27 protein-coding genes and 1 tRNA gene are annotated in these 21,008 nt (G+C 65.4%); 7 read left to right on the top strand and 21 right to left on the bottom strand.

Annotated elements, in window-relative coordinates:
- Positions 1–30: 30 nt before the first annotated feature.
- The 11 genes from E0500_RS05510 to E0500_RS05560 form a co-directional block, all read right to left on the bottom strand.
- Positions 31–1,176 carry a site-specific integrase gene (locus E0500_RS05510; protein WP_131562563.1) on the bottom strand — a complete coding sequence of 382 codons (1,146 nt, stop codon included), beginning with the start codon at positions 1,174–1,176 and terminating at the stop codon, positions 31–33.
- Positions 1,176–1,388 (bottom strand): excisionase family DNA-binding protein, encoded by a 213-nt coding sequence (locus E0500_RS05515; RefSeq protein WP_131562561.1) that lies wholly within the window; start codon positions 1,386–1,388, stop codon positions 1,176–1,178. Before E0500_RS05515 ends, E0500_RS05510 begins: the two co-directional genes overlap by 1 nt.
- Positions 1,381–2,703, bottom strand: coding sequence for a replication initiator (locus E0500_RS05520; protein WP_258573160.1), 1,323 nt, complete (start codon positions 2,701–2,703; stop codon positions 1,381–1,383). The genes E0500_RS05515 and E0500_RS05520 overlap by 8 nt, the downstream gene beginning before the upstream one ends.
- A 143-nt stretch (positions 2,704–2,846) precedes the next feature.
- Positions 2,847–3,092, bottom strand: a complete 246-nt coding sequence (locus tag E0500_RS05525) for a SpdD protein (protein WP_181586883.1) — start codon at positions 3,090–3,092, stop codon at positions 2,847–2,849.
- Positions 3,093–3,117: 25 nt separating this feature from the next.
- Positions 3,118–3,312 carry a hypothetical protein gene (locus E0500_RS05530; protein WP_131560769.1) on the bottom strand — a complete coding sequence of 65 codons (195 nt, stop codon included), beginning with the start codon at positions 3,310–3,312 and terminating at the stop codon, positions 3,118–3,120.
- 16 nt (positions 3,313–3,328) lie between these two features.
- Entirely contained in the window at positions 3,329–3,520 is a 192-nt protein-coding gene (locus E0500_RS05535; protein ID WP_131560767.1) for a mobile element transfer protein, read from the bottom strand.
- 2 nt (positions 3,521–3,522) lie between these two features.
- A complete protein-coding gene (locus tag E0500_RS05540; protein ID WP_131560765.1) occupies positions 3,523–3,708 on the bottom strand; it encodes a hypothetical protein in 186 nt (61 codons plus the stop codon).
- A gap of 3 nt (positions 3,709–3,711) precedes the next feature.
- Entirely contained in the window at positions 3,712–4,371 is a 660-nt protein-coding gene (locus tag E0500_RS05545; protein ID WP_131560764.1) for a DUF2637 domain-containing protein, read from the bottom strand.
- Positions 4,372–4,459: 88 nt separating this feature from the next.
- Positions 4,460–5,836 carry an FtsK/SpoIIIE domain-containing protein gene (locus E0500_RS05550; RefSeq protein WP_131560762.1) on the bottom strand — a complete coding sequence of 459 codons (1,377 nt, stop codon included), beginning with the start codon at positions 5,834–5,836 and terminating at the stop codon, positions 4,460–4,462.
- Positions 5,836–6,192, bottom strand: coding sequence for a hypothetical protein (locus E0500_RS05555; RefSeq protein ID WP_131560760.1), 357 nt, complete (start codon positions 6,190–6,192; stop codon positions 5,836–5,838). Before E0500_RS05555 ends, E0500_RS05550 begins: the two co-directional genes overlap by 1 nt.
- Before the next feature lie 165 nt (positions 6,193–6,357).
- Positions 6,358–7,146, bottom strand: a complete 789-nt coding sequence (locus E0500_RS05560; protein ID WP_131560758.1) for a GntR family transcriptional regulator — start codon at positions 7,144–7,146, stop codon at positions 6,358–6,360.
- 107 nt (positions 7,147–7,253) lie between these two features.
- Between E0500_RS05560 and E0500_RS05565 the strand changes: the two genes are divergently transcribed.
- Genes E0500_RS05565 through E0500_RS43545 form a run of 3 tightly spaced genes read left to right on the top strand, consistent with a single transcriptional unit; the run spans position 7,254 to position 8,519 of the window.
- Positions 7,254–7,661, top strand: coding sequence for an NUDIX hydrolase (locus E0500_RS05565; RefSeq protein ID WP_131560781.1), 408 nt, complete (start codon positions 7,254–7,256; stop codon positions 7,659–7,661).
- A gap of 46 nt (positions 7,662–7,707) precedes the next feature.
- A complete protein-coding gene (locus E0500_RS05570; RefSeq protein WP_131560756.1) occupies positions 7,708–8,136 on the top strand; it encodes an ATP-binding protein in 429 nt (142 codons plus the stop codon).
- The gene (locus tag E0500_RS43545; protein WP_131560754.1) at positions 8,130–8,519 is read left to right on the top strand and encodes a hypothetical protein; all 390 of its coding nucleotides are present in this window, start codon (positions 8,130–8,132) and stop codon (positions 8,517–8,519) included. The genes E0500_RS05570 and E0500_RS43545 overlap by 7 nt, the downstream gene beginning before the upstream one ends.
- A gap of 431 nt (positions 8,520–8,950) precedes the next feature.
- On the opposite strand, the gene E0500_RS05575 is transcribed toward E0500_RS43545, so the two are convergent.
- Positions 8,951–11,956, bottom strand: a complete 3,006-nt coding sequence (locus E0500_RS05575) for an NACHT domain-containing NTPase (protein WP_131560752.1) — start codon at positions 11,954–11,956, stop codon at positions 8,951–8,953.
- A gap of 428 nt (positions 11,957–12,384) precedes the next feature.
- Here E0500_RS05575 and E0500_RS05580 point away from each other — a divergent pair, with 428 nt between their 5' ends.
- Both E0500_RS05580 and E0500_RS05585 read left to right on the top strand, forming a co-directional pair.
- A complete protein-coding gene (locus tag E0500_RS05580) occupies positions 12,385–12,882 on the top strand; it encodes a hypothetical protein (protein WP_258572632.1) in 498 nt (165 codons plus the stop codon).
- Positions 12,883–13,751: 869 nt separating this feature from the next.
- A tRNA-Arg gene (locus tag E0500_RS05585) sits at positions 13,752–13,818 on the top strand.
- A 331-nt stretch (positions 13,819–14,149) separates the two neighbouring features.
- Here the strand turns inward: E0500_RS05585 and E0500_RS05590 are convergent.
- The 6 genes from E0500_RS05590 to E0500_RS05610 all read right to left on the bottom strand — a co-directional run bounded on the left by E0500_RS05590 (position 14,150) and on the right by E0500_RS05610 (position 17,978).
- Entirely contained in the window at positions 14,150–14,953 is an 804-nt protein-coding gene (locus E0500_RS05590) for a hypothetical protein (protein WP_131560750.1), read from the bottom strand.
- A gap of 7 nt (positions 14,954–14,960) precedes the next feature.
- The gene (locus E0500_RS43050; RefSeq protein WP_220140452.1) at positions 14,961–15,434 is read right to left on the bottom strand and encodes an SPASM domain-containing protein; all 474 of its coding nucleotides are present in this window, start codon (positions 15,432–15,434) and stop codon (positions 14,961–14,963) included.
- Positions 15,401–15,880, bottom strand: coding sequence for a radical SAM protein (locus E0500_RS43055; RefSeq protein WP_220140453.1), 480 nt, complete (start codon positions 15,878–15,880; stop codon positions 15,401–15,403). Before E0500_RS43055 ends, E0500_RS43050 begins: the two co-directional genes overlap by 34 nt.
- A gap of 128 nt (positions 15,881–16,008) precedes the next feature.
- Positions 16,009–16,173 (bottom strand): hypothetical protein, encoded by a 165-nt coding sequence (locus tag E0500_RS05600; protein ID WP_165934906.1) that lies wholly within the window; start codon positions 16,171–16,173, stop codon positions 16,009–16,011.
- Between the two features lie 172 nt (positions 16,174–16,345).
- Positions 16,346–16,714 (bottom strand): hypothetical protein, encoded by a 369-nt coding sequence (locus E0500_RS05605; RefSeq protein WP_131560749.1) that lies wholly within the window; start codon positions 16,712–16,714, stop codon positions 16,346–16,348.
- 70 nt (positions 16,715–16,784) lie between these two features.
- On the bottom strand, positions 16,785–17,978 hold the full coding sequence (locus E0500_RS05610; RefSeq protein WP_258573169.1) for a helix-turn-helix transcriptional regulator: 1,194 nt from the start codon (positions 17,976–17,978) through the stop codon (positions 16,785–16,787).
- 241 nt (positions 17,979–18,219) lie between these two features.
- Between E0500_RS05610 and E0500_RS43550 the strand changes: the two genes are divergently transcribed.
- Complete coding sequence (locus E0500_RS43550) at positions 18,220–18,348, top strand: hypothetical protein (RefSeq protein WP_258572633.1); 129 nt, start codon at positions 18,220–18,222, stop codon at positions 18,346–18,348.
- A 105-nt stretch (positions 18,349–18,453) separates the two neighbouring features.
- On the opposite strand, the gene E0500_RS05615 is transcribed toward E0500_RS43550, so the two are convergent.
- The 3 genes from E0500_RS05615 to E0500_RS05625 all read right to left on the bottom strand — a co-directional run bounded on the left by E0500_RS05615 (position 18,454) and on the right by E0500_RS05625 (position 19,796).
- Positions 18,454–18,786 carry a hypothetical protein gene (locus E0500_RS05615; RefSeq protein WP_131560745.1) on the bottom strand — a complete coding sequence of 111 codons (333 nt, stop codon included), beginning with the start codon at positions 18,784–18,786 and terminating at the stop codon, positions 18,454–18,456.
- A gap of 178 nt (positions 18,787–18,964) precedes the next feature.
- Positions 18,965–19,303, bottom strand: a complete 339-nt coding sequence (locus E0500_RS45340; protein ID WP_399118634.1) for a TetR/AcrR family transcriptional regulator — start codon at positions 19,301–19,303, stop codon at positions 18,965–18,967.
- 244 nt (positions 19,304–19,547) lie between these two features.
- Positions 19,548–19,796, bottom strand: coding sequence for a hypothetical protein (locus tag E0500_RS05625; RefSeq protein ID WP_165934904.1), 249 nt, complete (start codon positions 19,794–19,796; stop codon positions 19,548–19,550).
- Between E0500_RS05625 and E0500_RS05630 the strand changes: the two genes are divergently transcribed.
- Positions 19,756–21,000, top strand: coding sequence for an ABC transporter substrate-binding protein (locus E0500_RS05630; RefSeq protein WP_309504967.1), 1,245 nt, complete (start codon positions 19,756–19,758; stop codon positions 20,998–21,000). The two genes, E0500_RS05625 and E0500_RS05630, sit on opposite strands and share 41 nt — an antisense overlap.
- Positions 21,001–21,008 lie beyond the last annotated feature (8 nt).

The raw sequence follows: 21,008 nt of genomic DNA on the forward strand, positions 1-21,008 counted from the left end.
CGTGCCACACGCGTGCCAGTTAGTCCACTATCAGTCCACATCCCCTGGCCGGAGAGCCTCTCCCCCGCCCTCGCGGATCATGGCCCCCAGGCGATCGGCGATGGCCCGATCACGGTCACTGGTCATGTGCTGGTAGATCAGCGCGGCACGCGAGCTGCTGTGGCCCATGCGGGTCATCAGCTCACGGGTGCTGGCTCCGGCCGTGGAGGCCAGCGTATTGCCCGTGTGACGAAGATCGTGGAAATGCAGCTCGGCCGTGACGCCCGCAGCCTTCCGGGCCTTGACCCAGTCGTCACGGAAGTTGCTCCGGCGCAACTGCCCGCCCTGCGGCCCAACGAAGACGTGACCGTCACGACCAGGAGCGGCGAACTGCTCCAGGTGACGCGTGACCTCGTCGAGCAGCTCGGCGGGGAAGGAGACCGTGCGTACCCCGGCCGCCGACTTCGGCGCCTTGTCGAAGAGCCGACCGCTTTGCAACTCGGCTTGGGCCCGGCGGACGGTGACCGTCAGCCCCTTCAGGTCGATATCCCTGCGCCGCAGGGCCGCCAGCTCTCCGAACCGGAGAGTGGTGAAGGCCGCCAGGAGCACGAGCAGCCGGTAGCGCGGCGCGATGGAGTCGGCGACGGCGAAGACCTCCGTGACCGTGAGGACCGGCCGCTCGGGCACGTCGTAGCGGTCTGCTCCCTTGATGCGGCACGGGTTGCGCCGGATCAGCTCGTCATCCACGGCCGTGTTCATCAGGGACCGCAGCAGTTGGTAGGCCTTGACCACGGACGGCTCACCGATGCCGGCCGCAAGGAGCCTGCCGCGCCAGCTGCGCACTCGGGCCGTCGTCACGTCGGCCACGCTCCCGGCCCCGAACGTGGGCAGGATGTGCAGCCTCACCACCGACTCGTTCCGCTCGCGGGTGCGGTCGGCGAGCTTCCGGTCCCGCAGCCATGCGGTTGCGTACTCCTCGAAGTTCACCGCCCCGGCCTCCGGGTCTGACCACTGCCCGCGAGTGATGTCGGACTCGATGTGCGTGAGCGCGACTTGGGCGTCAGTCTTGGTCGGGTACGTCTTCTCGGCCGGGCGCAGCTGGCCCGTCTCCGGGTCGCGGTAACGGACCTGCCAACGGCCGGACGGAAGCTGCCGGACCGACCCGAAGTCTCTGCGCCTCCCCTTCTTGTTGGCCATCAGGCGACCCTCCGCAGAGAGCCGCGCCGGTAGCTGATCGGCTGCACCGTGTGGGCGTCGATGAAGGCGTTCAGTGCGCTCTCTGGGATGCGGACATGTCGGCCCACTTTGACGAACTCGATGCGTCGCTCGGCGATCAGTCGGCGCGGGAAGCGTTCCGTGGTGCCGAGGAGTTCGGCCACCTGCACCACGGTGAGGTAGCGGTCAGCCACGGGTGGGCTCTCCTTCCGTTCCGGGGGCTGGTTCGAGGGATGCGGCAAGCCAGGCTTCGGCGTCGGACAGGCCGGTTCCGGCGAAGACCCAGTGGGCGAGGACGTACGTCGTGTCGGTCTCTCGCTCGTCGGTCGTTGCTGCGGCAGCCGCTTGGGCGCGGCGCCATTCGGCGCGGGCGTCGCGGAGGGCGCCGAGGGTGGTGGAGTAACGGCGGGACTTGGTCGAGAAGTGGCCCCGGAAGCCGAGCATGTGAGCCCAGGCCCGGAGCCGGAGCTCTTCCAGTTCCGGGCGTGCGCCGAGGGTCCAGGCCGTACGGATCAGGCGGCGGGCATGGTCGCTGATGTCGAACTGGGCCAGCTCGGCGGCGAACTTCAGCGGACGGTCGAGAGCTCCCGTGGCTGTCTCGGCGCCCTTGGTCGCGTACTTGGCGATGTAGGCGGCGACGGCCCGCTCGGTCAGTTCCTGGCCGTCATTGAAATCGGCCGAGCGGATGGTGCGAACGTCGAGTTGGCGGCCGAAGGCGAAGGCGTGGGCGCGTCCGTCGATGACCGGGCCGTCCACGTGGACTTTGGCGGTGGCGGAGCGGATGGCATCGGTGAGCAGCTCGGCGGTTGCCCAGGCCGGGGGCGAAGTGTCGCCGCCGTTGGGGCCGTCGATGCGGATGACGGCGTGGAAGTGGACGGCGCCGCGCTTTTGGTACTCGGCGACTTTGGCGAAGGACACCCGGGCGTGTTCGCGGAACAGTCGCTGGGACAGTCCTGCGCGCTTGGCGACTTCACGGCGCAGGTAGGTCGAGAAGCGTCGCCAGAGCGGACCGGCGTGCGCGTTCCAGAGGACGGCCGCTTCGTAGTCGTAGGTGTCCGGGTCGAGCGGGGTGCCGAGTAGGGCGTCGTCCTGGTCGTGGCGGATGCCGCAGCGGCAGGGGCGGGGTGTTCCGGCTGGGCCGGTGGGGCGGTTGTGGACCGGGCCGAAGCTCGGTGCGGTGAAGGTGGCGAAGACTCGTGGGTGCGCGGCGACGTGTTCGGGGATGCCCTTGCCGCCGCGCAGGCCGGAGGTGATCAGGTGGAAGGTGTCTCGGCGGTAGACCTCGGCGCAGGCGGCGCAGCGGGTCGTGCGGCGGTTATTGCAGCGGACGAGGAGCTGTCCGGCCGGGAGGTCGGTGGAGTCGAGGTGCTGGAGGACGCGGCCGATCTCGCCGGTGTGTGTGTCGATGTCGTATTCGGTGCGGTGGCCGTCGAGTCGGATGGGGTTGGTGCAGCCGCCGAGTCCGGAGAGCTGGCGGAGGATACCCGGCAGGGTGCCGTGCTGGGCCAGCTTGGCGAGTTCAGGGAGCGGGGGCGGGGTGGTGCCGGTGAAGATGACTGTCTCCTTCTGACTGGCTCGGTCTAGAGGGGGGGAGCTCCCGGGGCGGCGGATGCTTGGCGGTATCGGGCCGCCCCGGGAGCGTCGGGCGCCGTTCAGCGGCGCTGGTCGCGTATGAGGGAGCGCAGGACTACGGCGGCGATGGCCACGGAGACGGCCGAGACGGCGACGGCGGCCAGGAGCGCGGTGAGGACGACACCGCCCACTACGACGGCGGCGACCGCTCCACTGCTGACGGAGACCTGCGGCAGCGAGCTGCGCACGGGCGCCGGATCGGCAGACGGGGTGTGGGGGTGCGCGGGCGGTGGGGTGGGGTTGTCGGGGTACTTGGGCAGGAACACGGCAGAGCTCTCCTTATCTACTCGTCTAGGCGTGTGAGCCGTTTATGACGTCCACGCTGGAGCGCGTGCCGGACTCGATGGCGGGGGCCATGAAGGTGTGGGAGAGCCAGAAGCCGAAGAGGGCGATCAGGACGACGATCCAGGTGCGGACGCCGAGGAACTTGATCGCTCCCCAGGCGAAGAAGCCGAGGACGACGACGAGCGGCAGGCTGACGGTCACGGGGTGCAGGGTCCTTTCAGCGGACGGGGCAGCGGTGGGTGCGTGCGGCCAGCTCGGCGGCGGCGCGGCTGTCGTAGTCGGCGGAGAAGCCGCAGCGCGGGGCCGTGCAGGCGGCGGTGTGCTTCTCACGGCCACGGCCGTCGTAGGACGTGCCGACCTGGACCGGGCCGATGCGGATGACGGAGTGGAAGCGGCGGTTGGCGGTCACGGTCAGTCCTCCCGTCGCAGGCTCGGGCCGGGGAAGTCGCGCAGGATGCGGGCGGCTTCCGAGGGGTCCGAGGTTCGGTCGGCGGCCTCTTCGGCGAGGAGCCGGGCGAGTGCCGCACGGCCGGTGATGGCCATCTGTCGGGCCGCTTCGAGGTAGTCAGCGGCTGTGTTGAAGCAGAAGAGGGGCACGGTTCAGCTCCCTGTTGGGGTGAGGTGGGCGGCGATGGCTTCGGCCATGGGCGGTGGGACGCCGAGGCGGGCGCGGAGGGTCGGGGTGTCGATGGGTGTTCCGGTGCGGGTGTGGTGCTCGGCGGCGACCTTGCGGGCGTGTTCGACCAGGGCGGCCGGAACGGGCATGGCGGGCGGCTCGGGCGGTGCCTCAATGGCGGCCGGTCTTGCAGGGAGCTCGGGACGTGAGGGTTCGGGCTCGTCCTCCTGGTCCTCGATGTCCTCGCCGTGCTCGTCCTCGGCGTCCGTGTTGGCCGTGCTCGGCGTGGAGTGGGCGAGGAGCGTTCCGCCGAGGAAGGCAACCGCGGGCCATCCGGCGACGAGGATGCGCAGCCAGGCGGGTACATCGCCCAGGTCGAGGAGGCCGGCGGTGGCGACGTTCGCCCCGAGGGATGCGGTGAGTGCGATGACGAACCAGCACCACCCGGCCGCTTTCGCCTCCCCAGAACGCAGTCGACGCCAGGCGGCGACGAGCAGCAGGTCGACCGAGACGGGGTAGGCCCAGGCTTTCCATCCGTCCTGTCCGGCTGCCAGGGCGATGTCGTGGAGGTGGGCGAAGGACAGCGCGGCGGCGATGACGGCTTGGATGAGCACCGCGTCCACGCGGGCCAGTTGGGCGCGCATGATGCGGCTCCTTCCGGGTTCGGGCATGGCAGGGGTAGGGAGTTGGCGCGAGACGGTCACGCCGACCGGAGTTGGGAGGAAACGCGGGTCAGTCGGTTACCGGGCGCGGTTCTACGACGGGGGCCGGGTTCTCGACCGGCCGTACGGGCACGTCGGGGCGGTAGGGCTTGAGCGCGGGCAGGTGAGGCACCAGGTGTGCCGACTCGCGGCAGATTTCGGCGGCGTCGCCGAGGGAGAGGTACGGCGTCCGGATGCGGGACCAGCCGCCGGAGGTGTCGCCGACGACGGCGAGGCCGGGCCGTTCGGGGGCGATGGAGCAGGCCGCGTAGACCGCTTCGGGTGCGATGTCGCCGAGTGCCATCTTGGCGGAGGCTTCGTCGTTCACGCGGTGGCAGACCCGGCCGGTCAGCTGAGCCCGGAGCATGGTGGCACCCTTGCCCAGCTCGGCGCCGAAGCGCTGCCCGCAGACCTCCAGGTAGATCCCTGCCGCGCGGCCGAGCTGGGCGAGCCGGATGAGCTGGGTGACCATCTCGTCCCGCCGCTCTTCCTCCTTCTTCGTGGCGACGAGGAAGAGTTCGGCCACCTCGTCGACGACCAGCACGACCGGCACCGGCCGTTCACTCTCCGGCAGTCCCCAGATGTCGGAAGTGATCTCCTCGTCCGGGGTGTCCGGGGCGATGCCCTGCCGGGCCTTGATCAGGTCGTATCGGTCCTCCATTTCCTTCACGAGCACGGGCAGCAGTTCGGCCGCCTGCTCCGGATCGGTCGCCAGCGCCGACAGCCGCGACGCGAACGGCGCCAGCTCCACACCACGCTTGCAGTCGATACCGACCAGGGTGACCGGCTGAGGTGCGAGTCCGGCGATCAGGTGGCGCAGGTACATGGATTTGCCGGACAGCGTGGCGCCGAGGGTGAGTTGGTGCGGGATGGTGCGGTAGTCGCGGATGAAAAGGGTGGCGTCTTCCCGCAGCGCCACCGGCACCTTGAGGAACCCGGCGCCGGTCTTGCGAGGCATCCGCACCCGTCGCAGCACATCGAAGCCGACCAGCCGCAGCTCAACCACACCTGGCTTGACGGTCGAGACATACACAGCGTGAACGCCCCACGCATGCCGCAGCCGTTCAGCCGAGGCGGCGACGTCGGCAGGTTCCTGCCCTGGCGCGAGCCGCAGACGAAGCCGCAGCCCGGTCGAGGTGGGCCGGATGATCCCCCGACGCGGAGGCACGGGCCGGACCTCCCGCCGAGTGGTGGCCTTGACCGCCAGGACCCGCAGCCGGGACGGAGCCACGGTCAGGCCGCAGGCCTCCATGACCGAGCCGTACGAGCTGAGCAGCCGGGCCGTGGATATCGGCAGCCCGACCGTGGACCAGTAGACACCCGGGTGTTTGGCCCGGGCGTAGGCGGCCCCGCCGCCGAGTGCGGCGAGGGGACCACCCACTTCCAGGAGTGTCGTCAGGTCGGTCATCAGGCGGCAGCCCCGGTGACGGCCGGGAACGCGGCCGGGGTCACGGCAGCGGCGCGGTAGGCGATGCCGTGGCGCTGCTGCCCGTTGAACACGCTCTCCCACGGCCGGGCAACCAGCCCCGGCAGCGAGATGGGCGCGCCGAGGGCGAGTCCCTCGGAGACACCGCTCTCGGGAACGGTGACCTTGATCAGCGACGACTCCCCTTCCTCGATGTAGACGACGCCGATCGTCATCAGCGACTCACCGCTCACGGCGTCCTTGGCAATCTCGCCCGTCTGCCGGTCGCGGACCTTGGGCTCGGGCGCCTCGGTCAGCAGGATCGTTGCGGCGGAGGTCTCCACACGGATGGTGCGCAAGGCTTCTTCCCATCTACTCGTCTATACAAGATGCAGGGTTCGAACCCGGTCTCCGGGAACGACGACCACCTTGCCACACAACTTGCCCACTCGTCTATACGAGTATGCCTGTTGGGGTGTACGAGTTCGGAGAAGCGTCCCCGCGCACCACCGCCGATCACGCGATCACGTAGCCGGGAGCTGGTACGACAGGACATACGCGTCCGCCGCCATCACCGTGTCGCACACCTCCACAGCCCGCCCCTCCGTGTCGTACGCGGTCCGGATCAGATGGATCACGGGCACACCGGACGCGAGCCGCAGCGTCCTGACCTCATCGGGCGAGGGCATCCGGGCCCGGATCTCCTCTTCGAAGTGGTCCAGGCGGTGACCCAGTTCCTCAAGCCGGGCGTAGATTCCGCCGGGCCCGGGGTTGGGCTCAGCAATGGGAGTCCCCCGCGCGATGTCCAGCGGCAGATACGAGGTGGCGAACTCCACCGGCCGACCGTCCAGCAGATACCGCCGCCGCCGAGCGAGCACCCGCCGCACGGACCCGAGCCGCGCGGAGACGTCCTGGCTGGCCTTCTCCTCCTTGACCTCCAGGCCGTCGACCTGCGGATGACTACCGGCTGCCTCGGCCTCGACGGTGAACGCGGACTTGCCCTGCTCCCGATGCCGCCGAGCGAACCGGTCCGAGGCGAGCCGCCGCACAGGCGGCCGTGGTCGCACGAACACACCCTTGCCGTGCTCGGCATGCACCAGGCCTTCCCCCTGGAGGATGGAGAAGGAGTTCCGGACCGTCATACGGGAAACCCCGTAGTGATCGACAAGCTCAGCTTCCGAGGGCAGCTTTTCGCCCTCCTTGAACCGCCCACGGTCGATGGCCTCACGCAGCTGATCGGCGATCTGCCGGAAGACCGCACGATCACTCGTGGGGTCGAGATCACCGAGGAGGCCGGAAGAAAGAGAGGGCACGTGTACTCCTTTAGATATCTAGACGAGTGGGCGTTTGCTGTTGCTACGGTGGGAAGCCTAGCCAGCCGAGAGGGCCGAGGAACGTGAGCACCGACCGTCCGCACTCCGTGAGCGTCGCCGGAGTCATCGTCGACGACCAGGGCCGCGCCCTCCTGATCAAGCGCCGGGACAACGGCCACTGGGAGCCCCCGGGCGGAGTCCTCGAACGCGAGGAAACCCTCCCCGAGGCCCTCCAGCGCGAGGTCCTCGAAGAAACCGGCATCAAGATCGCACTTCCCGCGACCCTGACCGGCGTCTACAAAAACATGAAGGGCCTGATCGTCTCGCTGGTCTTCCGCTGCGAGGCCGCCGACGGCACCCCCACCACCGGGGACGAGACCCGCGCACTGCGCTGGGCCACCCGCGAAGAAGTCATCGAACTCGCCGACGAGGCATACGCGATCCGCGTCCTGGACGCATTGGACGCAGCATCCCCGCCGGCCATCCGCGCCCACGACGGCGTGAAACTCGTCTAGCCCGAACCCGCTGCACATGGCGGCCTACCAGTACGAAGGAACTTGTATGCACGAGTATACGAGCACCGCCCGGGTCTGGGGACTCACTTGCCCAGGATTTCCCGAAGAGGTCAGCCGGGCCCGCCGCTGGACGAGAGACATCCTGCGCGGATCACCACTCGCCGACCACGCCGAACTGATCGTGAGCGAACTGAGCACGAACGCGATCCTCCACACCGCCAGCGGCATGGAATCCGGCCGCTTCCACCTCGCCCTGGCGGTCACACCGCAGGTGGTCGCCCTCTCGGTCACGGACGACGGAGGCACCGGCAGCGCCCCGAAGGTCGAGCACCAGGACCAGGACGCCGAGCACGGCCGGGGACTGGGTATGGTCACCGCACTCGCCCACAGGGTCGTCGTCCACACCAGCCAGGGCGGCTACACGGTCACCGCGGAGCTCTTCGCGAACACCCGCCCAGGAGACCGCTTGTGCTGAACGGCAAGCCACGCTGGGGCTACTGGTGCGAGTGCTGGACCGAAGACCTCACCGACACGAAGGAACGGCCGCCGAGACTTCACGGGTCGTTCGACGCGTACTCAGCACCACAGGCCGACAGATGGGTAGCAGTCGCGCTCAGGACCATCACGCCTGCACTGGACCCCGACGCCTGCGATGAGGCATGGGCCTGGCTGTACGAAGGCCGCGCGGATACGAGACGAGCCCTTCTACGCTCCGAGCCATGCACCGTGACGATCAGCCACGGCAGCACCCGCATCACATGGACGATCCGACCTGCACTCTTCTTGCCTCTCGCACACCGCGAGGCAGCCGAACTCCCATCCTGCGCACACGACTTCAAGCCCCACGCAACCGACTGAGTTACAACTTTCTTTACGGGTTCAAGGCGGCTCGCTACGCTCCCCGCGCGGCCCGGCCCCCGGCCGGGCCTGCGCTCCTGTCTCCGCCCCGCTCCAGCCCGGCCGGCGTCCGTGCCGCGTACACAGCAATCAGCCACCTGATGCCAAAGAAACGGTACGTCGTGGCTCGGGCGGTCGGCTCCACGGCTTTACGGAGCCACTTTGGCGCGAGCCTCGAAGATCATGGCCCCAAGGTCGTGCTTTACCGGGCAGGTCCACAGACTGCCCGACGCGCCGGAAGCTTACGGGGCCATGATCACTCGCGCCAAAGCAGCGCCACCCCAAAGCCGCTCCGCCGACCTGGGTAGAAAAACCGGTCGTTGCCCTGCCTCGAAGGCCAGATGGCGCCAAAGACCGGGCGCTTAACACAATCCATAGAGTCCGAACACCGACTATCCAGGTTCAACAATCCTTGCCCGATCTAGCTGCACAAAAAGACTTTGGTTGCCCACGAAGGAATATTTACCCTCAACCCAATCCGCTAAGAGTTCCATGGTTTCCGACTTCAATTGACAGGCCCGGATGGAGCGCAGCGCTTTTGGTGCATACTGTCGATCCAGTCGCGCCGCATTCCACTTTACAGCCAGTCCAGAAATCCGGTTGTCAGACCGACCGTTCCTGGTCACCCAGTTCTTATCTCTACTTGCAAGTTCGGCCCAAGCAGCTGCGATGAGGATGAGGGCATCACGATACTGACCAGGGACCTGAGACAGCGTACGGCCGAGAATTCCATAGCCTCGATGGTCCAACTGACCAATTGGCTGATAATCGTAGTCGGATTTAAACCAGGGCTCTCGCCAAGTTGGGAGGATTTCCGAAAGATCGATCAGGCATTGCGGGACAGCTCTCATTTGCGGGTAATCTTCGAACTGTGCACTATCCGACATGAATAGAACGAAAGGTGCGCGGAGAATCAGGCTTCCTACACTGAACTGGAATAGAACCTCGGGGCCGAACCTCGTAATGACTCCTTGAATCGACCACATGCCCGAATTCGCGCCTTGCATGGCAACCCATGAATTTGAATCAGCCAGAGACTGCATCGCCGCCGCGAAAATCTCGAAGTTATCTACCTCAAAGCTCTCCCAAAACTTCTCAACCCGATCATCCATATAAAGCATGTCGTCAACCCCGGTATACCGCATGGTTGAGATGCATAGCGCAAGAGCCAGTTTCGTGGCGCGGTCAAGTTCATCCAGGCCGTCAATCCGACCATCCGCGAGAAGCTCAGATCGGAGATTTTTGGCTACTGAAGGAAGATTTTCACGATTAGCATGCAGCAAAGATCGCAATCCGCGGAGAAATAGCGAATCGTCTTTGTTCGAAGAGCCAGGGTCCGTGATTCGTAGAGCGAGTTCCACGCTAGCATTACAAATCATCCGCACCAGGCTGGGTTTAGGAACCGCAAAACTTAGCGAGCGGGAGGCGAACGCAATAAGGTTCGCCTCCTGCGAAAGGTTGGAATCTGATGCCGCCTCGATGACCCTTTCGAGGAAGTCATCGGTACCGTTCTCGGTGTTATTCCCGACGATCTGCAAGGCTAGTTGCGAGACTACATCCCATTCCGCGTTCCCAATCTTTTCTCGCAGTTGCATGAAAAGCCGCTCAGCAGTGGGGTTTAGTCGAACAAGCTGATTCGCGGCGAAGTATTCCAAGAATGTCCTGTGAGTAAACCCATAGAGTTCTTGTGCGGTATCCGACCCCACGTTTGAAAGAACCCATGCACGGCCGGTGCAGAAATCTACAAATTGAGTTGCAGCATCTTCTGCCTCATACTCGTCCTCGAAACGCTTCTCCAACAAGAACCGCTGAACGAAGCTAATAAGCTGATCTCTCGACAGTCCAGACTGATTGTCGGGATGCGAGTAAATGGAGTAAGCAAGCGCGTTTATTGCATACTTAACGTGGGCGTCAAATGGCAATGGAGTTACAATTCCCCGCTGCTTGTCCCACTTATCGAAAAGTAGCTCTGTGCACTTCTTATAAACCTCAGGACGGTTTGCCGGGATATAGTTCTCGCTTGCGTAGATTCCGCACATTAGGGAGAGCATCAGCGGATTACGAGTCAAGTCAGCAACGAATCGACTGTCTTGATAGAAGCTACGTGCTAGCTCCTCCCTACGATGCCTTTCTAGACTCGTGTCCAGCGAAAACCATTTCTCGGCATACGCCTTAACTGCACTGTCAGCAAGTTGTGAGAGCTGGACATCACCAAACAGCGCACCATCCAGCGGCGCTTCTTCGTAACCTACTTTGCGGGTGGTTACAAGTACCGGCACCATTGGATACTTGTACGCGAATGACTCGACTAGATCGACTACTCTTCTACGCAGCGACGTGTCGATCAACTCGTCAAGACCATCGAAAATAACAAAGGCTCTGCCTGCGCTGAGTGAGTACTCGACAAACCCGGCAGGTGGCTCCAGATTGTAGGGCGTCTTGCAGAGGTTTTCGAGGTACTCAATCATTGTTGTCTTCCCAGCTTCGAAGTCCCTCGTATAGTCTCGAAGAATTACCAAGAAGGGAACCTTGGCAGACGCCCCACAAGAAGCATTTCGCGCAATGTCATAGGCAAGTTTCAGCGAAAGGGTAGATTTCCCCCCACCCGGATCCCCCAGAATTACTGTTCGATGCGAAGTTGCAATAATTTCACTGAGAGTGGGGGTATCTTGTCCGATATAGCGTCGATTTTTGACCGATTCACCCGGCATGCTGAATGTCGGTTCGACGAAGAGGCGGCTATAGGCAACTCTGCGTGTGGTACCAGCGTGGGGGAGCTTCATCGTCGCATGCAAACTTTTGACTTGCTCCTTGAGAGCTTCCTCGAATTCGTAATAGTCGGCAAGGAGCTCCGCGTCTCTCAGAAATTTCGATCGATACATATCGGCCCGCGCAAAACTGGCTGCCATTCGCACTACGGCGGCGCGACTACTAGCCGGAAAAGATTCTGAAGATCTTACAGTGTCGATCTTTTCGACAATTGAACTGACTAGACTTTGCCAAACTTCTCCCACAATTCCTTCGATGTCGATTTCACCTGCTCCAGGAAGCGACGAAATTGCATCGGCGAGGTTTCTCTTCGCCGCCTCCAATCCTTTAATTTGTTTCCTCTTGCCGCTAATTGTAAATTGATTGACAGAGATCGACATGGCAAGTGTTGAGAACTCAATCGACTGGAGGTAATCCATGAGCGACCTAGCGAATTCTGGGTTGTTCTGCCCTGCCTCGCTTCGGTCGTTCTCTTCGGCTTTGATTCGCTTGCGTGTACCCCTATTACGCACCCTCTCTCGGATCGCGTTCATAGGTGAAGGGATCATTTTCCCGAGTGCACTTCCAGCTGCCCGCTCGAGGACGGGCTGGGCACTGGCCAGAATCGCCATTTCGGCACCTGAAAGCATGCGCTTTCCTTTCCCTGCAACAAGCGATCATGTAGTGACTCTAAGAGCCAGAGGGAAGCAGGATAGCGGCATCTCAGCTTGCTCGCAGGCCAATGCGCATACCAGTGCGAAGTTTCGCACGCTGGGGGGTCTTCGGGCGTGACGATTTACACGGGGTGTTGGCAAGCCCGTATAAAAACTGCATCAAGTCGTCGTCCCAGTGGTTCCTCCACATAGGCGCTCCATCTCATCCCAGCCAAGCGGACAGACACCTCTGCCATGGCCCGACCAGCGTGGCCCACTGCACCAAGAAGCCGGTCATGGAAAATTGGTCCACGCAGTGCTGCAGTGAGCGCACTCAGCACAGGCGCGCCAACCAGCCCAAACCTAGTCCGGGATGTCAGAGCAGTCGGTCAAGATTGCTCGCTGGTCAGCGCAGGGGCCGAACCATGCAGGCGCTCACCGATCAAGCTCATGCTGCACATCGCGCGGCAGGAATTGCCACCACGACCGCGCCCGTCTCACTACCTTTGGTTGCTGGCGTGGACAAGGAAGCGATCACCGCCAGGCTCACGCAAGATCAAGCGTTCATGCTGTCGGACTGGCTCTACCAAGTCAGGTTCCAGTCCGACGACCTGGAAGGGATCATGCACAACCGAGCCGTCTGGTCGCCGATCTACGCGATCCCCGGAACGCTGGACAAGACACTGAGCGAGGTCTTCATGCCCGACTACGGCCTGCGCCTTGAAGCAGCCAAGGAGCGTCTCCGCGCCGACCTGTACGGCGGGGCCGGCGAGTCCACGGCGCCAGGCCAGTCCACGACCGACGCACCACAAGCGCACCAGATTGAACGGGGAACAGCGGGGAATCACAGGGAACGCAGTCAGGCCCGACGAAGCCACCCCTCAGCCGTTCGCTCAGGTCAGCAGCCGAACGGCCTCGAATGATCGCAGCTTCCCAAGCTGAGAGCGCTCATGGCTTCGATCGTGAGCTCTGATCGATCTCAGGCCTAGCTCAGCGCCAGGTTTGATGCTCACCGCCGGTGCCAGGATCCCAGCATGAGCAGCTGGGGAGATCTGGCGAGCCAAACGGCCAGCGCGCTGATAGGGACGTTGGCCGGCGGAGCCATCACAGTGCACGTGGCGCGTTGGCAGACCGCAAGGGCCATCCAGGCTCAGGCTGAGCTCGCCGCATCGCAGGAGGCTTCCAACACAGCGCTAGCACGTGGTCAATGGACGCAGCAGCGCTCTGCCGAGGCTGCGCAGCGGCTCTTGGAACGGCTAGCGACGCTTCACGCATGGCTACCCTCCTTGCCAGACCTGAGCGTGGACCGGCCCCAGTTGAGTATGCAGGCTCGTGAGCGTTGCGCTTCGGCCCTCGGCTCAGTCCGTCACGGCATGCAAACTGACCTTCTCTCGATTGCGGACGATCGGGTTCGCGCCCGATACAGAACTCTGGTACGGCTGTGCTTCGATGTCGGATGGCGATGCATTGGCCAAGGCAACCGCGAACGCCAGATTCGGGACGTACGTGGATACCTGCGCTACGTCCAGTTCACTCTGGAAGCTGTGATCGACGCTAACTCCCTGCCCGATGACTGCGAGCCGCCTGCGCTTGAACGGGATGACAACAGCGCCTGGTTACCTCCAGTGTTGCCCTGGCACTGGGAAGATCCGGCCGACGGCAGTTAGACCAACACGTGAAATGCCGGGCCAGCTTTTCGTGCCACAGCCGTGCCAGATGCTGGGGTCAGCCACGGTCAACGAGGGTGGCCAGCGGACGCTTTTGTGCCCTCAAGCTCGGCCAGCGAAACCGCAGGTCACCGGCAGGATGCCCTAGCCTCTCTCCTAAAGCGGGTGTCGCAGGTTCGAATCCTGTCGGGGGCACGGACTGCACAGTAGGTCAGAGAGGTGACAGGCCTCCCGTTCATTCGAACGGGAGGCCTCTTTCATGATCAGAGTCCACAATTAGTCCAAGTCCCCACGCGATCATGGATGCGGTCACCCGATCGGGGGACTGGACTATATTCGAGCGATAGCGGAGACGCGTACGCGCTCCCGGCCGCTCTGCCACCGCCCCACTGCACGCTGCTCGCACAGGAAGCGGTCGCCTACGGGTTCTCCCACATCAAGATGCCGACGCGTCGCGACCCTCATCGGAAGGCCCCGCCCATCCGCCACGGGGGGGGGAGCGGACGAGCGGGGCGGTTTGGGATCAACCAGCTGTCACGCCGCGGTGTTCGGTCCATGACCGGCCCGTCTCGACCATGGCCTTCAGCCAGCCCTCATCCGGCTTCCGCTCGGCGAAGGCACGGCTCATGCGCAGGTTGGCGGCGGCGAAGGCATCGATCGCCCCCGGATCGGCGTTGTGCCACGCGGGCAAATGAGCCGCCCACTTCTCCGCGCTCGCCGGGGTGTGCCCGGCCGCGATGAGTTGGATGACCAGAAGCGCAGGATCGATGAACCCCGCTCCCCTGGTCGGCCACGACCAGTCCACGGCCCACACGCGCCGCCCCTCTGCGAGCATGTTGCTCGGGTTGATGTCCGTGTAGAGAAGCGAGTCCCCCTTGAACAACTCGGCCTCCGAGCTGTCCGAGGTGAATCGGTCCCATCGAGTCTCGGTCCAGTCGCGGGCGATCTCCGGAAGGGACAGCCGGCCGATCTGTCGGAGGGCGTCGACCACCAGGGGGAGGTCCGGTGAGTCGGGCGCGAAGTCGGCCGACCGGCCGTCGACCACTTCGAAGCCCAGGACCAGCCAGTCTTCGGCCTCCACGTCCCACAGCAGAGGTGGCGAGATGTGTCCGAGGTAGGCGTTGATCTGCCGTTCCCTGATGAGGGACTTCCGCCGGCCGCCGGGGCGGTTGCGCATGGCCTTTACGAAGTAGGGCCCGTTCGCGCAGTCGACAATGGCCGTCAGATCGGAGCTGAAGCCGCGCTCGGTACGTCGGCTCTCGGCGATCGGGCCCGTGTGTTCCCGGATCAGGGGGAGAATCGCCTCTTCGGGAAGATCGGTGTCCATGTTCCGTTCAGTTCCTCGGGGTGCAGTCACTTCCGGGGGTTCCCGGACTGCACTCGTCGTCGGTGTCGGGGCTACAGGGTTTGTCCTGGTTGTCGGGGCCGCACGGGCTGTTGGGGCCGCAGCCGCGGGAGACGCCGAGGCGCCGCCCCTGCCGGATCGTCGCGTTGGCCTGTGCCATCTCGGGGCCGTCGAGGATAGCCGTCAGGGGCGTGTCCTGGACGTTGCCCACTCCCATCCATGTCGAGAAGACGCAGGGCGAGACCTGGCCGTACGGGCCGATGGACGCGCGCCCGTCCCCGCACCGCCCGCACAGGTCGTCCGTGCACGGCTTCTGTCCGTCCGCCGCGCGCCCGAACGGCCGAACGTGGTCGACGCGCACGTCCCGTACGCCCATGGCCTGAAGATCCCGTTTCACCGCTTCGCCGGTGTCGGTGGGGTCGGAGATGATCACGGAAACCCGCAGCGGGATGCCGTACTCCACCGCCCGCACGAGGTTCGCTCGGGTCCGGGCGTGACTGGGCCGCCCCGTGATTGCGTTGTGTTGGGCTTCCCCGCCGTAGTACGAGGTGGCCAGGCTGACGCCCTGTTGCCGAAGCAACTGCCACCAGCGGCGGTGACATGGACGAGGTTGCTGTAGACCTCGACCTTCAGGCCGAGCGTCAGCGCGTGCTCAATCAGGGTCGGCGCGTCGGGGTGCATGGTGACCTCGCCCCCAGTGAACTGCACGTGGGGAATACCGGCTGCGGCGGACTCGTCGAGAACGCGCGTCCAGTCGTCGGCGGTCATGGTGCCGTGCGTACCGTCCGGGCCGGAGCCGTTGTGGCAGTGACTGCACTTCAGTTGACACTGACGTGTGAGGTCGAGCCACAGAAACTGGGGAGTGCCGGGTGTTTTCTCGACAGTTGGCGCGATGACGGGTGCAGACATGCTCATCTCCTCTGATCTGAGGTGGATGTGTGGAGCAGTGCACTTGCGACCCGGCCGGTTGGGGAGCCGGGTCGGTCCTTCCTGCTGCCGACGGTCGGCGGCGCCAGCAGCAGGGGGTTTCGGTGGTGTTACCAGCTCGTCTTGGTGTACGGGTGCCAGTGGCGGCCGGAGTGCCGATGCGGCTCGGTGCAGTGCACGCCCTTGCCGGTATGCGTGGCCCAGCAGTAGCCGCCGATTCCTTGCGGGGCGGCCGGGATGTCCTTGGCGGCGATGATGAGCTGCTTCGAGGTCACCTGGCCCTCCTCTCCTTGCTGAGCTGGTTCTTGGCCTCCCGGTGGGCTTCCTCCAGGCGGGCGCCTTCGGGGCATGGCCTAGTTCGGCAGGTGGCGCATCCGGCGCCGTGGTCGAGTAACTCGGCCCACGTGTCCCAGTACCGCGCCCCGGCTTCGGTGAGAGGGCGCTGGATCATCGGCCGGACTCCAGGACGAGGCGGCGCAGTGCTCGGCCGGTGTCGCACACGGTGTCGCTGCCTACTGCCTGGTCGTCGACGCACTGCTCGCACAGGGTCCTGTGCGCGGCGTCGGACCCCGCGGCGTGAGCGCGCATGCAGCGGCGGCAGGCACGGGGGAACACGGTGCGACCGTTGATGCGGCGCTGACCGAGGTCGACGGCGTCGGGGCCGAGGGTGGCGCCATCCCACACGCAGATCTTGCCGCTGATCTGATACTCGGACAGCTGCGCGAGATCAGGCAGCGGGAGTAAGGCGAGAGCTTCGACGCTGCTGCTTTTCGTCTCCATCGCTCGCGCCTCCACGGTCCCGGTGATCTGTGTCACACACGGGACCGTAGAGGCGCCGGAAACGAAGGAGGGGCAGGAATCCTGCCCCTCCGCCCGCGCGTTCGGCTCAGGCAGCAAGCAAGCCGAGCTTCACCGCCAACTCCGAAGCCCGCCGACGCCGTTCAGGCTGCCTCGCCTCGGTCTCCTCCAGCACAATCCGCCGGGCATACCCGTTGTACTGAATCGTCTCCGCCGCGGCCTCGTGCGCCTTCTCCAACGTCGCCAGAGCGGTGTCTGGTTGCCCGTCCAACTGATACGCGCGGGCTTCCTCAATACGGTGCCTTGCCCGCCGGGGCCGGGACTTGATGACGTTCTTGTCCGCCTTCGCAGCCTGCCGTACGGACTCGCCGCCCTGGTGCAGCTCAACCGCCACAGTGACCGCGTGCGCGCCCATGATGGCCCGCGAGAACGACGTGACGGGATGGTAGTAGTCGGCAGGCAGCTTCTTCGCGGTCTTCTCCGCCTTGTCCCACCACCCCCACGCCGTACCGTTCTCCCCGCGCCTGGCCGCCGTGTACCCGGCCTCGAACTGCAACGCGCCGGCGATCGCCAGTACCTGGTCTTCGGCGTCCGGGAGGTGGGGGTCGAGGTAGCGCAGCGCCTGAAGGGTGACGGCGTCCGCGACGTCGAAGTGGTTCGGGCCGCTGTCGCGGTGCGCTTGTGCGGTCAGCCATGCCGCCACGCCGATGGCGTGCGGATCTTCCGATTCCTGCGCGGCGACCATGCCGCGTTCGGCGACGCGCCACAACAGGGCGCTGTCAGGCTGGTAGGCCACGAAGAACTGGCTGAGGCTGTACGCCTCGGAAAGAATCGCCTGCGCTGCCCTACGGTCCTCGCTGGTCTCAGCCTGCCGCACCGCGAGCTGTGCGTCCCGGATCAGGTCAGGCAGCAACTGGCCAATGACTTCACGATGGTTCGGGGCCGAGTGACGGGCAGACCAGGCCCGATCGAGGCGGTGTCGCAGGTGCAGCGCGGTCGGGGCTTCCCTGTCCTCGGGGAACGGGAACGCGTCGACGGCTGCCCTCACTGCGGCGAGCCGCGGGTGGCCGGGCCCAATGAAGAGGTCCGCGTGTACGGTCTGGTCGCCGGTGAGATCGGCGAGGTCGCGGACGCGGAGCAGCTCGGCGATGCGGAGGATGGTGGGCAACTTGGGGGCCTGGATTTTGCCGGTCTCGACTTGCTTCACCCACGAGGGGGACTTGCCGAGGAACCCGGCGAGTACGGGGCGGCTCATGCCGCGTCGCTGGCGGTAGATCTGCATCCGCTGGCCGAAGACCAACGGGTCGGCGTACGGGTCCGGGGTAGCATCAGTTGGCACGGTCTCGCCCCTTCCTTGCAGCTTCGTCACTGTCAGGGTATGGGGCGAGGCCATTTTCGTCTGCGTCCTCTGAAGAGAGCTGAGGCGGCCATGAGGGATTCGCGGTTCTGCTCGCTAGGCTGAAGAAATGCCCCCCAACGCCCTGGTTCCGTGCGCTCGTCGGCGGCCGTGAACGAGGAAATCCGTGCGCTCGTCGCCGCGTGCGGGTGCCTGCTGTACGGGACGGCACGGGCCCAGTAACGCCGAACTGGTGGAGGAATGGGTCGTGGCGGTGGCGGCCGAGCGGCGGATCGAAGTCGTCGAAGCCGCGTAGCCTGCCCGTCGCCATACAGGGCCCGAGCCGAACGCACAGCCGGGGCCCTGTACGAGACGAGGATCATCGTGCCGTCAGACGGTACCGCTCACGGCCGCCTGGGGATCAGAGCCTGACGCACTCGAAGCCCAACAGGTACGGGCCGTTGTAGAACCCGGCACCGCAGAAATAGGTGCGCTGTGGGTCCTGGATGTAGAACGAACGCTCGGGATTGGTGGGGGGAATGCAGCCGATACCCTCGACTGTGGTCGAGGAGTCCACCCTGATCTGCTGGCATCGGTAGAGCGGGGGGTCATCCTGAGCGGTCTGGGCCGCCGGGGCGGTGGTCCGGGCTACGTGTTCGGAAGCAGCCGTGGCGGCCAAGGCCGCAGGTGATGCCATCGCTGCGATGAGCGCCGCTGCAGCCGCGCTGAGCGCAAGAGCCATACGTGACTTCATGGGTACCTCCCACAATCGGTGAGGAACTGACACGCAATCAATCGGCCTACCAGGCACGAGCGATGACCCAAACCACCCGGCAAGGGGGCACTGGAGGCGGGACCCCGAGCAGGACCACCCCAAGAGCATGACGAGACGCCCCCTGCGCGGCTGCTGGTGGACTGTGCAGGGAGCGGTGTCACACGTACTGGCGGCGGGTCGGGTCCAGGCCTGCGGACCGGAGCCCGTTGCCCTGACCGTTGCCGGGCTCGGAATCGGGCGCGCCGCCCTTACGGCAGACGAGGGCGTCGGGGCTGCTGCGATTGGCGTGTTCCCGGGACCTGGAGCAGAGCGCCTCGACGCGGTCATGGAAGACGACTTCGAGCAGTGAGCGCCGGGACGGGAAATGCCGGTGCAGGGTCGCCGATCCCACCCCGGCCCGGCGGGCGATCTCCTCCAGTCGAGCCCAGCATCCCGGGACGCACGCAGTTACGGGACGCGCGCGGTGATCGCCAGACGCACTCGACGGCGGCCCCATCACCGAACGCGGCCGGGCGCCCGCCCTGCGCCCTGTCCTCCAGACCGCCGACAGGATCCCAGACAGGTATCACAAACGACGAAGCCTATATGAACGATCAAATTTTCCAGGATGGCGGAAGAGGGCAGAACGGTTCGGACGGCCTCTCAGGAACCCTGATGAGTCGGCTGGAGTGCGAAGAATCCCTCCCCAGGGGTTGACGGGGCGCACTGCCGGGGCCATCTTGAACGATCAAATTGGGGTTTCAGTCGTCGACGAGCCGCCGCAGGGAGCCGTGTGTGGTGTGGCCCGCGACCTTCAGGTCAGACAGCGAGGAGGGCACGGTGAGTTCGGTGAGTTCGGCGAGTTCGTTGCGGATCGTGTTGGGTGTGGGACGGACACCTTCGTTGCACGGGGGAACCAGACCGCGGCGGCGGGCCGCGGCCGCCCTTGCCGCGGTGATGTGCGCGTCGGTGCTCGCCGGGTGCGGCGACTCGGGTTCGTCCGACTCCAAGGGCGGCCCGGAGAAGTCGAACGACCGCGGCCCGATCACCCTCGCCTCGGGCAAGGACACCACCGGCACCCTGCAAGCTCAGCTGGACCGCTGGAACAAGCAGCACCCCGACGAGAAGGTCACCCTGGTCGAACTGCCGGAGAGCGCGGATCAACAGCGCCAGCAGTTCATCCAGAACGCCCAGACCAAGTCGGACGCGTACAGCGTGCTCAACCTCGACCCGATCTGGGTCGCCGAGTTCGCGGCCAACCAGTGGATCGACGAGCTGCCGGCCACGGAGTTCCCGCTCGACAAGATGATCCCCGCCGTCGTGAAGACCGGAAACTACTTCGGCAAGCAGTACGCCGTCCCGTTCAACACCAACGCCGGGCTGCTGTTCTACCGCTCGGACCTGCTCGACAAGACAGGTGCCAAGCCCCCCACCACCTGGGCCGAGATGAAGGAGGCCTGCGCGAAGGTCCAAAAGCTCCCCGAGGGCAAGGACATCGGCTGCTACGCCGGCCAGCTCGACAAGTACGAGGGGCTCACCGTCAACTTCTCCGAGGCCGTGGCCTCCGCGGGCGGCGAGGTCGTCGACGCCAAGGGCAAGGCGACGGTCGACACCAAGGCGGCCAAGAAGGGCCTGCAGTTCCTCGTCGACGGTTTCAAGGACGGCACCATCCCCAAGCAGGCCGCCACCTACCAGGAGGAGGACGGCCGGCGTGCCTTCCAGGCGGGCAAGCTGCTCTTCCACCGGCAGTGGCCGTACCAGTGGGCGCTTGCGGGCGCCAAGGACGGCTCCAGCGAGGTGGCCGGAAAGTTCGGCGTCGCCCCGCTGCCCGGCCTCACCGGGCCCGGCAAGTCGAGCCTCGGCGGACTCGACCTCGCGATCAGCAAGTTCGCCAAGAACAAGGCGACCGCGCTCGACTTCATCAAGTTCTTCTCCAACGAGGCGAACGCCCGCACCAACCTGAAGGTCAACTCGGCAGCCCCGCCGTACGCCGACCTCTACGACGACCCGGCGCTGCGCAAGCAGTTCCCGTACCTGGCCACGCTGAAGGAGTCACTGGCCACGGCGACGCCACGGCCCGTCGTGGTGCGTTACGGCGACGCCACGGCCGCCATCCAGGAGAGCGCCGCCGCCGCGATGAGCGGCTCGCAGCCCGTCGATGCCGCCCTCGCCGACATGCAGAAGAACCTCTCTGCGGCGATCGCCGAGAAGTAGGCGGTCCC

This window comes from Streptomyces sp. KM273126 (genome assembly GCF_004337435.2).
In the GTDB taxonomy this organism is placed as follows: Bacteria; Actinomycetota; Actinomycetes; order Streptomycetales; family Streptomycetaceae; genus Streptomyces; species Streptomyces acidicola.